General features: G+C 62.2%; 14 protein-coding genes. 9 read left to right on the forward strand and 5 right to left on the reverse strand.

Annotated elements, in window-relative coordinates:
- Window positions 1–52 precede the first annotated feature (52 nt).
- The 3 genes from ABIB49_RS14875 to ABIB49_RS14885 all read right to left on the reverse strand — a co-directional run bounded on the left by ABIB49_RS14875 (window position 53) and on the right by ABIB49_RS14885 (window position 2,790).
- Window positions 53–1,876: a helix-turn-helix domain-containing protein gene (locus ABIB49_RS14875; protein WP_354157217.1), complete on the reverse strand. Its 1,824-nt coding sequence runs from the start codon at window positions 1,874–1,876 to the stop codon at window positions 53–55.
- A gap of 223 nt (window positions 1,877–2,099) precedes the next feature.
- Window positions 2,100–2,336 (reverse strand): hypothetical protein, encoded by a 237-nt coding sequence (locus ABIB49_RS14880; RefSeq protein WP_223987982.1) that lies wholly within the window; start codon window positions 2,334–2,336, stop codon window positions 2,100–2,102.
- Window positions 2,337–2,586: 250 nt separating this feature from the next.
- A complete protein-coding gene (locus ABIB49_RS14885) occupies window positions 2,587–2,790 on the reverse strand; it encodes a hypothetical protein (protein ID WP_354157218.1) in 204 nt (67 codons plus the stop codon).
- A gap of 479 nt (window positions 2,791–3,269) precedes the next feature.
- Between ABIB49_RS14885 and ABIB49_RS14890 the strand changes: the two genes are divergently transcribed.
- Genes ABIB49_RS14890 through ABIB49_RS14900 form a run of 3 tightly spaced genes read left to right on the forward strand, consistent with a single transcriptional unit; the run spans window position 3,270 to window position 5,098 of the window.
- Window positions 3,270–3,740, forward strand: a complete 471-nt coding sequence (locus tag ABIB49_RS14890; protein ID WP_354157219.1) for a hypothetical protein — start codon at window positions 3,270–3,272, stop codon at window positions 3,738–3,740.
- On the forward strand, window positions 3,737–4,183 hold the full coding sequence (locus ABIB49_RS14895; protein WP_354157220.1) for a hypothetical protein: 447 nt from the start codon (window positions 3,737–3,739) through the stop codon (window positions 4,181–4,183). The genes ABIB49_RS14890 and ABIB49_RS14895 overlap by 4 nt, the downstream gene beginning before the upstream one ends.
- Window positions 4,184–4,189: 6 nt before the next feature.
- A complete protein-coding gene (locus tag ABIB49_RS14900; RefSeq protein ID WP_354157221.1) occupies window positions 4,190–5,098 on the forward strand; it encodes a hypothetical protein in 909 nt (302 codons plus the stop codon).
- On the opposite strand, the gene ABIB49_RS14905 is transcribed toward ABIB49_RS14900, so the two are convergent.
- Window positions 5,095–6,246, reverse strand: coding sequence for an alpha/beta hydrolase family protein (locus tag ABIB49_RS14905; protein WP_354157222.1), 1,152 nt, complete (start codon window positions 6,244–6,246; stop codon window positions 5,095–5,097). The two genes, ABIB49_RS14900 and ABIB49_RS14905, sit on opposite strands and share 4 nt — an antisense overlap.
- Window positions 6,247–6,437: 191 nt before the next feature.
- Window positions 6,438–6,773, reverse strand: coding sequence for a helix-turn-helix domain-containing protein (locus ABIB49_RS14910; protein ID WP_354157223.1), 336 nt, complete (start codon window positions 6,771–6,773; stop codon window positions 6,438–6,440).
- 390 nt (window positions 6,774–7,163) lie between these two features.
- Here ABIB49_RS14910 and ABIB49_RS14915 point away from each other — a divergent pair, with 390 nt between their 5' ends.
- From ABIB49_RS14915 to ABIB49_RS14940, 6 genes are read left to right on the forward strand one after another with little or no spacing between them, the layout of a single operon-like run.
- On the forward strand, window positions 7,164–8,243 hold the full coding sequence (locus ABIB49_RS14915; RefSeq protein WP_354157224.1) for a CHAP domain-containing protein: 1,080 nt from the start codon (window positions 7,164–7,166) through the stop codon (window positions 8,241–8,243).
- Window positions 8,240–8,755 carry a hypothetical protein gene (locus ABIB49_RS14920; protein WP_354157225.1) on the forward strand — a complete coding sequence of 172 codons (516 nt, stop codon included), beginning with the start codon at window positions 8,240–8,242 and terminating at the stop codon, window positions 8,753–8,755. Before ABIB49_RS14915 ends, ABIB49_RS14920 begins: the two co-directional genes overlap by 4 nt.
- A gap of 40 nt (window positions 8,756–8,795) precedes the next feature.
- Entirely contained in the window at window positions 8,796–10,247 is a 1,452-nt protein-coding gene (locus ABIB49_RS14925) for a MinD/ParA family ATP-binding protein (RefSeq protein ID WP_354157226.1), read from the forward strand.
- A 33-nt stretch (window positions 10,248–10,280) separates the two neighbouring features.
- The gene (locus ABIB49_RS14930; RefSeq protein ID WP_354157227.1) at window positions 10,281–10,895 is read left to right on the forward strand and encodes a DUF6668 family protein; all 615 of its coding nucleotides are present in this window, start codon (window positions 10,281–10,283) and stop codon (window positions 10,893–10,895) included.
- Window positions 10,896–10,908: 13 nt separating this feature from the next.
- Window positions 10,909–11,178 carry a hypothetical protein gene (locus ABIB49_RS14935; RefSeq protein ID WP_354157228.1) on the forward strand — a complete coding sequence of 90 codons (270 nt, stop codon included), beginning with the start codon at window positions 10,909–10,911 and terminating at the stop codon, window positions 11,176–11,178.
- 27 nt (window positions 11,179–11,205) lie between these two features.
- Window positions 11,206–11,964, forward strand: a complete 759-nt coding sequence (locus tag ABIB49_RS14940) for a DUF8175 domain-containg protein (RefSeq protein WP_354157229.1) — start codon at window positions 11,206–11,208, stop codon at window positions 11,962–11,964.
- The last annotated feature ends 70 nt before the right edge of the window (window positions 11,965–12,034 follow it).

Here is a 12,034-nt window from a genome sequence, read left to right on the forward strand (position 1 = left end):
CGGTCCTGCGGTGGGGGAGTGGCTGCCGAAGGGCAGACCTTCGGCGTTGGCCCTACCCGGCTCTGCTGAACGCAATGTCGGAGAGAGCCCAGTCATCGGGCGGGCCCTCGAAGGCTTCCCATGGGTAGTCCTCCCCGGGAGAGAGGAGCTCGGCGACGGTGTTGACGTTGCTGGCAAGCCATTCGCGCCAGATGATCCGCTCGATCCGGTAACGCTGCAGCTGCGCGGCGACGGCTTCAAGAACCCCAAGGTGTTCGGCGAGCTGCTTCAGCGACGTCGCTGCCACCACCGACCAGGACTTGCCGGCGTTCCGTGTCACCAGGTTCCAAGCGGCGAGTACTTCCAAGGCTTCGTTAACCGCTGAGCGGGAGAGCCGGGTGACCCGGACGAGGTCGGTGATCGGCAGTGCGGGGGAGTGCTCCAGGGCTTCGTAGACGAACGCGGCCGGCAGGCCCAATTCCCGGAATGCCGGGCGCAGGGCATGGATTTTGCCTTTCTGCCAGGACGCGTCCTCGGCCGCGGTCTTCAGCTCTTCGGGGACGGTGAGCATGTACAGATCGCCCTTGATCCCGCGGGCTTCCTCGACCAGGGTGATGAGGGGGTCCTTCTCCGCCCGGAGGGCCTTCAAGTGCAGGGCCACAGTGGTGTGATCGAGGCCGGTGGCCACGGCAATGGACCGAACCCCGAATTCGACGAACTGGGATGCTGTCATATGGGCCGCCTCCCCCAGTGACCTCAGCACCATTCTTCTTGCCATTCCTATCCGGGATTCCGTGTAGTTCACCTCCCTGATTCGTAGCGCATTCCGCCAGGTCCTGATGAACCGATGCTCAGCATCGGGGTTCGAGTTTTGGTTCGAGGCCTTTAGTGCTGGGGGCTGTGTAGTTGGCCGGCTTGTGGGGGATCTGCGGACATTGTTATTCCCGTCCCCGGTTGAGGGGTTTTTGCTCAGGTAGTTGACCGCATTGATCCAGTCCCTCCGCAGTGCAGGGACCCGGTGGCGGGAGGCGTAACGGGCATAGAAGGAGGCGAGCCCTGGCCAGGTCCCCTGCATCATGCGGCGCTCCACATCCAGGAGCTGGAGGCCGGCGGCCGCGGCCCCGGTGACGATCGCCTGGCGGGCATCCGAATCGGTGGCGTACCGGTTCGTGTCGTAGAGCCCGGTCTGGGCCATCAGCTGCATGACGCGGGACATGCGGCGGGCCGGGTGCGTGACGGCCGGCGCATCCTCGGCCACGGGAGTGAAGGTCGTCTCGAGGCGGAGCGCACGGACCGCGTTGATCTCCCCCGCCAGGTCAGCGTTCATAGCCGCCCAGATGCCGGCGGAGTTGGGCCGGCGGGCGACGGCGTAGGCCATGGACAGGCTCATCGCGAGTTCTTGGTGGCCGCCGCGCTTGTGCGGGGAACCGGGTGTGCGCATGCAGCCGTGGAGAAGGTTCTGGTGCGGGGTCTTGTCCAGGGTCCGGTACCGGGTGCCCAGCGCCTCGACAAGATCACGCGCTTCAGCGAAGGTGACCCGCTGTTCCAGCGGGATGTAAACGTGGCGGCCGCCGTTGGGGGAGTAGTCCTCAATCCAGCGGGCCCCGACCGAGTGCAGCCACCTCTGGACGGCCCGGACGTCGGCGAGAACCCAGTCGATGCCGGCTACCGAGGAGTCGAAGTCGAGGAAGATCGCGGCGCAGGTGCCGTCTTTTCCGAATATCCTGACGGCCGCAGGGAATGTGGGCAGCGCCTCAGTGAGAGCCCGCTCGTGCTTCTGCGGGTAGGTCTTTCCGGCGTCTCTGGAGAGCCGAACACGCGGCTGACCTGCGAGGATAGGCGCCAAAGCGGCCCACGCGTCAGCGGGCGAGCCTGCCGAGTAAGAGTTGCGCGACACGCCAGCGGCAGATATAGCTGGCGGCGCACATGATTGTCCATGTACGATGACTTTGTTCCTGTTCAGGGAATAGCAAAGGGCCGATCCTGCCAGATCGGTTTCATAGCAAAACTGAAGGACCTGAGAAGGTCCATCTAGGATTTACGAACTGTCTCGCCGGCAAGCAAATCCAGTTCGTGAATCAGAAGCTTCGAAGGCCCGCCTAGTGCGGGCCTTCAACTTTTTAAGAGGCTAATGCGATGGGGAGCTCCTGCTGGTACTCGTGCTGATCAAGTGCCGCCAGGTCAGACTGCAGCTGTGGTTCCACTGCCGACAGGACGTACTCGGATACGGTTAGGCCTTTGGCTGCTGCGACCTTGGCAATGCCGTCAGCGGTGCATTCCGGGCTTCGGAAGCCAATAAATTTGCGCAGGCCCTTGCTGGGGCGCCCGCCGCCTCGATTAACTGCTACTGCCGTCATGTGCTTAGTCCCTTGAATCTCGTACCGGAGCCATAGAGCCGGTAGTGCTTCATCGTTCGTTGGTGCTGCAGCTGCTGCCGGATATAAACGAATCCTTCATGCGGCTGTCTTGAAGCTACCACCACGGAATTACAAGTTCGGGTATTTGTTTTCAGAAAACGGCCGCGTGTCGCGTTTTCTGCAAACGATTGAGTCCAGTGTCCGGCCGACGACATTGGAGCTGCGCCGCATACAAACGGGCGTGAACACATCAACCCGACACCGCGTCGACAAAGGCGCCCCGACCACGAACACCAACTTCGTCGCCCACCGCCTCGGTGAGTTCGGCTTCGCCGGCCACGTGTCCGCCGAAGAGATCCCCCAGGTCACCGCCGAGCTGAACGCTTCGCCAGCCTTCCGGGATGAAAACATTACCGCCGTCGCCCACAGGGTCCATAACGACACGGCCGGACACATTGACACAGTCAGCTCTTTGGCTTTTGGTGTCCCAAGTCTCTTCGATAGGCAATACCCCCTGTTGCATCCCATCAAGCTTGTTGGACGCCCTTCCGCGCGGTCTATCAAAGCCCCAACGTACTCACCGAAGGACATGTTGTACCGCTGCGTTGCCAGCCAGGCTCGGTGATGCTGATCTGGCAACACAAGGCAGTTCAGCGGTGCCTTGTTCCCAATATGCTTGGGCACGCGGTATTCCTCCATGTGTGCGAACCACCTTCCCCGGCTTCAGGGAACTGTAGCTATACAGGACGTGTTGGCCGGCGGCATCGACTTGAATCCCCCAAGAACTCAAGTAAGCGAAAGCCTACAGACATGCTCCGTACATGCACAACTCAGTAGTTACTCATGGCCTATACGCTATGAATGTCATCAGGTAAAATCTTGTGTCAGCTGTCCGCCTGCTCTGTGTAGTGGCCGCACCATAAGCAGCTGACCTTGGCTGAAGGAGCTTTAACGATGGGAAATGGGGCCCGCAGCGTGTTCCTTACGCAACAACAGAAGAAAGAGCGCCTAGCCGATCGCATGGGCATCCTGGTGGATATCTGGGAGTCGGACAACAACGCGGCGCTCACTTACCCTCATGTGGAAGAAGCACTTTCGACCCACGGAATCCAGCTGTCGCGAACACGGTGGTCATACTTGATCAATGGCACTGGCAGCCTGGTGACCGACCAGGAACTCCTGAAGGGCATCGCAGAGTTCGTTTTTGCCGTACCGGCCAGTTATCTCTGTGATCTCAACAGTGAGACTCCTGCCGAGGTAGAAGCGCGGATGGAGTTCCTTGTGCAGATGCGCAAGCTCAAGGTGAAGAACTTCGCCGCGAGAAACTTGGGCGCGACTTCGCCGGAAACACTGCGGACGATCACAAGGATTATCGATGCGTCGATGAACGGTGAGGATGAATGACTCTCCCACCGGTTCAGGACAAGGTTCGGGAGTTGAGCGGTAACGGCACGACGTCGATGAAGGAAGTCGTCGAACGCTTGACCGTGATCTGCGAGAAGCCGATCAATCTGATCGAGTACAACGAGTCCTGGGGTGCGCTCACGGCCTTCAAAGCCGAATTTGAAGATCGCATAAACGTCTATTTCCCCCCGCAGAAGTCGCAGCAATACAAACTTCACTGCATCTATCACGAGCTCGGACACATCTACTTGGAGAGCATTCGGGTTGCCCTGGCTCTGCCGGATCTCTCTGAAGAGATGCTGAGGGAAACCGCGGACGCAATTAGTGTCACCTGCCGGTCCGTTCCGAATCATCCTGTCGAACGGTGGGTGGAGGATTTCGCTTTCGAGATGTCGAAGAAGTCCCGTTCACGCAGCTCGTCCGATCCTGATCCTTTTCTCTGATAGACCATGAAACTGTTGCTCTTTGCGCTGCTCAGTGCCTTATGCCTCCTTCGGATCCCATCGGTGGTCAAGGTGGCGGAGTCCCGGGCCTCGTGGGTGGCATCGATGTTCGGCCTCGCGGCGCTCTATGTCCTGGGAACGGTTACACCGCTAGAAGATATCGACCGCTGCCTCGGTGGCGTCAACGTGACGAACCTGCTTCAAGCCATCTTCGCGCTACTAGCGATCTTCTTCTTCAACGACAGCGTGCGGCGTTTAGCGAACGTGCCCATTGTCAGATGGACCTACTACGCGCCGTTGCTGAGCATTCCCATCATGATTGTCAGCTTCGCTCTGATTGAGGGCAAAGCTCCAACGGCTGCTGGCTTCATTGATACCCACATGGACCAGCTCGCAACTGCCGTGTACAGCGGCACGTACATGCTCGCGTTGTTGTTCACCGTGCTCAGGATTATCTACATGCTTCGGCACAAGGCAAAGGGCCCTTACGCAACATTCTCTGCCGGCCTGATGGTGGTTGTGGTGGCTGTTTCATGCCACATTACTTACGTGGTGCTGTTCCACTTCTCGCCCTGGGTCGCCCGAGCGATCGGAACTTGGTTTGACCGCCTTTTCTATGTAGGCCTCTCAGTGACGGCGGCAGGGTGGCTGATTCTTTTCCTATCGAAGCAGCTCCCGAGGTTGCGTCTCTGGATGATCGATGCTCTGTGGCTGACCGCATTGAGGATGCGGGTTAATGCAGATCGATCACGAGTCAGTCCGGCATGGGACCTATTCAATGAAACGCTCGAAAATGGCGTCTATAAAAGCCTCATTGTGTTGCACAACTACGAGCGGGTGAACTTGATGGACTTCCCGGAATCTGTTCAGGGCAGGATCAGCCACATTGAGGCCAAGCTAGACACGCAGACCTAGCTCCTCTCAGTCAAGATCGTCCTGCTGACCCAACTCGTAAGTTCCCTGGTGAAGGTAGAAGGCGAGGCATTCCACTCCTGGCTATGGTGAGCCTCGGGCAGTGAAATCAAGGTGACGGTGGCCGGATTCGCACGTTGGAACGCGGCCGAGATCTCCCACGGAACCTCTAGGTCTGCGGTCGAGTGCAAGACCAAGGTCGGGACTTTCACCCGGTTAGGTATGTCCACCCAGTCAAGCGCATCGAAATCGATCGGTTCCTCCAGCCCGAGCATCCTCGCGAATGAGGGAGCCTGCAACAGACGCATAACAAGGCCGGCACCAATCGCCGGCACCCCGGCCCGCACCGCCCCCGCGGAGATGGCTTTACGCCAGCTCGTGACAGGACCTACCAGGACAAGCCCTACGATCCGGTCCCGGTGGGCGCTGCGCTCCGCTGTGAGCAGTGCAATGGTCCCACCCATTGACCAGCCGGAGAGGATGATGCGCCTGGCTCCACGAGCGACGGCATAGGACACAGCGCTATTTACATCACGCCATTCCGTTTGCCCAAGGTGACTCGATTCCGCCTGTGGTGGGCTGACCTCGGCGTCGCTGCGAAATGTGGGAACCAAGGACGTGAATCCCAATGAACTGAAGGCATGGACATCTCGGAACATGATCGATCGGTCGGTCCAACTGCCATGGATATGGATCACCCATACGTCCGTGTCATCAGCTTCAAATAGCCATGCAGGCGCCGCGCCATAGGCGGTCGGGATGTCCACCTCCTCGTAGCGTCCACTGACAGCAGAGGGTTCGAAGAACACATCCGGGGTCCAATCGACGATGGGCCCCAGACCTCCCGTCTCGGAGCCACACGGATCAATCCTCCGTTCTACGTACTTTTGATCCTCATTGATCAGCGTGACCTCGCCGACTCGCGTGTACTTCTCCGTCACGGGATCGAACACCCCGAAGTCGCCCGGGGCTTTGGTGTAGTCATCCAAATCGATGCGGATTCCTCGTCCGTCTTCCAGCACCTCGGCCCGGCGATAGTCCCTTGGGCCCCGCTTGACGATCTTGCGGGCCATGACTACAGCGAACCCCGCCAGCCCGGCCGCCGGCACAAGGAACGCCACGCAGGCCAGGATGCGCCGTGGCGTCAGCATTAAGTCTTCATCCTCCAGGGCTGATCAAGGCAGAACAACGGAACCCAGACATCGTAACGTCCATCATTGCTTGATACAGGCATAAACCATGCTCGCTACATGCGTTGCACATGTACACCGAAGGCATGTAACGTGCTTAGGGAAACAAGAAGGTATTGCTCTTTGACAAGCTTGTTATGAACAGCGGGGGCTCATCTGCCGCGGAGATAGTTGACATAGGCAGGAAGCATCTCGAACTCCACGGCGTCAATATTGGCCTCGTATTTAACGCGCCTGCCGTGCCGTTGGCCCGCGGGGAAGTCGGCCACGACAGCACCGGTAGCTTCGAGCGCTTCCAGGTGGTGTTGGAGGCTGGGCCGGGTCAGCGCCTTGTTGCCGTCCAGGACTATTCCCCTGAGGATTTCGCCGGTGGTGCAGGGGCCGTTCTGGTGCAGGTAACGCAGGATGGCCGCGTGGGCTCGGTTTCCGAGAACTTCGATGGCTGCCTCAACCTCCTGCGGGTGGTTGGGCTGGATGAGGCGCGGCATGCGTCCATCTTGCCCGATTATTCGGATAGCTCTGAGTCGCAGAACAAAGTGTATCGCTAAGTGATGCACTTTGAGCTACAGTCAAATTGCGGGCCTCCTTCGAAAGAAGGACGTGCGGCGTCACTTTCGGACGAGATCCTGCAGCCCGAAGAGATGCGACTCCTGGGCGAGTGGACATGACAAGCAGCTTGGTGGGAACGAGAGGGTGTTGGCAGTAGACGGGGAAGCGATGCCCAAGGGGGAGGGACAGTATTTGAAGAACAAGCTGCCGTTCGATACACAGTGGACGCTGGAAGCGCGCCGGCTGCAAGATGGCAGCCCGCGTCGGTCTGCGTACCAAGTTCGTAAAGGCTTCCGTTGCTGTGTGCTCGCATTTGCTGGAGCCACCTCATGAGCCAACGCAAATCTTTGGGTCTCGTGGCCCTTGTTGCGGTCCCGAGCCTGTTCTTCGGGCTGGTCTTCTCCATGATCCTTTTGTTGGCCCCGGCTAAGCCTGCTGCTGCTGACTGTGGCCCGGTCTCGGTCGTAGTGGACGGGAACAGGAAAGTCGACGGGTACACGTCGGAGCAGTTGCAGAATGCCACGGCCATCATGGGTGCCGGCAGGTCACTGAATCTGTCGGCCAACGGGCAGATCATCAGCGTCATGGTGGCTCTGGGGGAGTCGGGGTTGCGGGTGCTCGATGTCGGCGATGGAGCCGGTCCCGACTCACGCGGGCTGTTTCAGCAGCGCGACAACGGCGCGTGGGGCTCCTACGCGGACCGCATGGACCCCACCACGAGCGCAACCAACTTCATCAAAGCCCTGAAAGGCGTGGCCGGCTGGGAGCTGTTGGAACCGACGATTGCCGGCAACAAGGTCCAGCGCAACGCCGACCCGTACCACTACCAGAAGTACTGGCCCGAGGCCGTCGAACTCGTCCAGGCGCTCTCGAACTCCAAGTTCTCCCTGCAGGGCAGCGACTGCGCCATCCCCGGACGATCCGGGGCCGGGGATGACTACCCATGGAAGAACTCACCGACCTGGCTGCAGGTCGGCGCCAACACGGCCAGCACCTCATCTCTGGGCATGTACTACCGCGAGTGCGTGGACTTCGCCCTGTGGCGGGTGAACCAGCAGATGGGTTCAACGAAAGCTCCGTTCAAGTTCCTCAACGGCTCCTTCCGCCCGGACGGGCAGGGGCTCGGCTCGGCCCTGACCTGGAAGGCCGGCTGGGATGCCAAGGGCTGGGACTCCGGCAGGACACCCCGGGTCGGCGCCGTTGCCTGGTACGCACCCGGCGCCGGGGGAGCGGACCCGAGCTTCGGCCATGTCGCGGTGGTCAAGGACGTCAAAGACAACGGGTCCTACGTCGAAGAGGGCTACAACGGCAACCCTGCCCCGGAGGACCACACCTACTACACCCGGACTGTGGCCAACACCGTCCCCTCAGCTTTCCTGTACCTGCCCACCCAAGAGGAGAAGAAGTGAAAAAGCCCCTGACCCTGCTCGCCGTGGCGCTGCTCTGCGTGTCCTGCGCACCGGTGGCGAACACGACGTCGGCACCGACGGAATCAACCGGCCAGCCCACAGCGTCCGCGCCGGTCTCACTGAGCGCCAACAGCGGACCCCAGGCACCGGGCCGCACGGTCCCGGCCACGATCGGCATCACCTGGGATCAGGCCAGCAGGGACGAGGCCATGGATGTCGCAGAGAATGCCATGACGGACTTCGCCCGCCCAGCCATGGGGGATATGCAGTGGGCCAACGACCTCGCCCGCTGGCTGACCCCGCAGGCGACCGCCGACTACTCGGCAGTGGACCCGGCCAACATCCCGGCCAGGCGCGTCACCGGCCCCGCCACCCTGAGCGTCGATGAAGCCAACGGCTTCGGCGTCATGGCAGCGGTCCCCACCAACGCCGGGACCTACACGGTGCAGCTGCTCCGCACCGGCAAGGACGCCCCGTGGAAGGTCAACCGCCTCACCCCGCCCGCCTCCTAAACGCCGCACCCTCCATCCCACACACCTAAGGAAGAAGCTCATGGGTACTACACCAACGCAAGTTCTGGCCTTTCCCAACATCCGGGCCATCGTCCGCGACAACGGCACCGCCGAGGTCATCGTCGCGGGCAACTCCCGCATCGTCCCTGCGGGAAACTCCGTACAGGAACTCCGCAACAACGCCCTGGCCCTCATCGTGGGCGAAGCGCAGACCCTCCAGCGCCCCGTCCGGGTCCGCATCGAGGACCCCGAAGGTCACGGCGAACTCATCGTCCACCCGGACAACAAGATCGAATCCGTCTCCTACGATCTCGCTCCGGCCCGACGCCGGGCAGAAGCCCCCGAAACCACGCCCGCGACCGTAGCGCCGGCCGTCATTGAGACCGTCCCCGCACCCGCCCCGGAGCCCGCGGCCGCTCCGGCAGAGACCCCTCCTGCCCCTGCCGCATCGGTGGACGCCCGGCCGTGGCCGCCCGCCCCCGCGACGGCCACCCCGGAACTGCAGACAGCTGCCGTTGTTGAGGAAGCGGCGCCGACGCGGCGCAGCCTGAAGGAACCCTCGTTTCTGGTCAGCGCCCCGGTCCTCGAACCTGCCACCCAGGGCTGGCGCGGAACACTCACACGCCTGGGACTCCGGATGGACCCCTCCGAGGAAGAACTCACCGAACGTGAAGATATCCGCACAGTCAGCCAGCACTGGCCCGGCCCCCAGACCATCGCCGTGGTCAACCGCAAAGGCGGGGCCAACAAGACCCCCACCGTCGTCATGCTCTCGGCCATCCTCGCCCGCTACAGCGGCGCGGCCACGGTCGCGTGGGACAACAACGAATCCCAAGGCACCCTCGGATGGCGGACGGAAAAGGGCGCCCACGACCGCAGCGTCCTGGACCTGATCGACGCCTCCACCCAACTGCTCTCCCCGTCAACGAACGCGGCCGAAATCGCCAAGTTCGTCCACCACCAGACCGCCGACAAGTTCGACGTCCTCCGCTCGGACGAGAACGAAGAAGGCGACCACGAAGTCACCGCCGAGGAAGTCGACATTGCCCACCTGGTCCTCACCCGCTACTACCGCCTCGTGGTCATGGATTCGGGCAACACCGCCCGGGCCGCGAACTGGCGCCGGATGATCGACCACACCAACCAGCTCGTCGTCCCCGTCACCGCCATCGAGGACCGCGCAGAAGCCGCACGACTGACGCTGCAGACCCTCGAATCCCGGGGCGGCCACGACGCGGAACTGGCCCGCAACGCCGTAGTCATCGTCTCTGAGTCCACCAACGCCAAGCGCAGCATGAGCGGCGAGGCGCTGAAGCGGGCCAAGGACGAGGCCCAGCGGATCGCTGACGGCTTCGCCCCGTTCGTCCGCGCGGTCGTCCGGATCCCCTACGATCCGGCCCTGGTCAACGGACCCATCCGCTACGAAGCCCTCCAGCCCGCCACCCAGCGGGCATGGCTCGCCGCGGCGGCCGCCGTCGCCGCCGGCTTCTAAACCACCCACCACGGACTCTGAAAGGAGGCAAACATGCAACAGTCCCTGAACCCCTGGATCACCCACCCGGCCCCCGCCGACGGCGCCGACACCGCAGCCCCGGAAGCTCACCAGCCGCCGGCAGCCGTGATCAGTGAACCGCTCAGGGGAATGGTCGAACCCGACGCCGCAGACCATCTGGGCCGCCGCACACTGGCAGGCTCCGCAGCACCGTGGGTCGCCGGCGCCCACGGAGGCTCCGGTGAAAGCCGCATCGCTGATCTGATCGGCGGGGCACGGGCCACCGGTCACTGCTGGCCTGTCCTCCAGGACGGCAGCAAGCCGCGGGTGCTGCTGGTCTGCCGCGCAGACATGCACGGCCTGACAGCGGCACAGGGCGCCCTGATGCAGTGGGCATCAGGCGCGGCACCGGAGGTTGATCTGCTCGGCCTCGCCGTCCTTGCGGACGCACCGGGGAAGACGCCCAAACCCTTGCGGGACTTCGCCGCCATCGTCAGCGGGGGAGCCCCCCGGTCCTGGACCCTGCCCTGGGTCGAGGCCTGGCGGCACGGAGACTCCACCGCCCTGCCGCAGGCCCGCGAATACCAACGCTTCATCACTGACTTAGCCGCCCTGGCTACCGACTCCACACCCGGCATCACCAACTGAAAGGTCTCTCACCATGAACTCCTTCTCCGCCCTTGCAACCAGCGTCATCCCCAACCCCACTCCCGTTGTCCCCGCACAGGCGGGTGGCCTGCTCACGATCCTGAACTGGGCCTCCGGCATCGGCCTGGTCCTCGGCGTACTGGGCGTGATCATCGTCGGCATCGGCATGGTCATCCAGCTCCAGCGAGGCGAGGGAGCCCAGGCCATCGGCAAGCTCGGCTGGGTGCTGATGGGCTGCATCATCATCACCGGCGCCTCCGGCATCGTCCGCGCCTTCGTCTAAGCCAGCACCAACAACGGGAGGTTCACTATGAGCCAGTCAACAGAGAGCACCACCGAAAGCAATCCGTTCACCAAACCCGGTTTCATCATTGCTGCCGCGCTGGTGGTCGCGCTGATTGCAGCAGCCGTCGTCATCTTCCTGCTCCCCAAAGGACAGGGCACCGCCCAGCCAGCGCCGGGAACAGCAGTGCCCGCCAGCCCGGCCACGGCCAGCCCCAGCGCCACGGCAGATGCAGGCAAGAGCGTCTGCGGTCTGCCCTCAGGCACGGAGACAGCTTTGGGAACTGCGCCGAAGTCCAAGTGGGAGTTAATCGGAAAAATGGCCGCACCCACGGATCCCAAGACCTTCGGTCCGGGCGTGACGGACGAGAGCGGATTCCGGTCCTGCTTTGCGCACTCCCCAACGGGTGCCCTTTATGCGGCAATGAATGCAGCTGCGCTGGGCTCATCGGGCGCGGCCGAGCTTGAGATGAAGCTCGCTGACAAATTGCTCGTGCCCGGCCCTGGACGCGATGCTGCCATGCGAGAAACAAGAGCAGGCACCAGTTCCTCCGGGAACAACACCACCATCCAGGTTCAAGGATTTCTCATCAAGTCCTACACCGCTGCTGAAGCCAACGTTGATCTGGCCTTCAAAACAGACACCGGAGCCCTCGGCCACTCAACGTTGTCCATGCGATGGATGGACGGAGACTGGAAAGTGAAACCGACAGACGACGGAGTCACTTTCAGCAACGTTTCACAGCTCAGGGATCTGAGCGGCTTTATCCTCTGGGCCGGCATCTGACATGGCCGAATGCAAGTGGGGAGACATAGGTTGTGGATTCGGGAACGCACTCGCGGACCTGGCTAACGAC

This window comes from Arthrobacter sp. UYCu512, assembly GCF_040547075.1.
GTDB lineage: Bacteria > Actinomycetota > Actinomycetes > Actinomycetales > Micrococcaceae > Arthrobacter.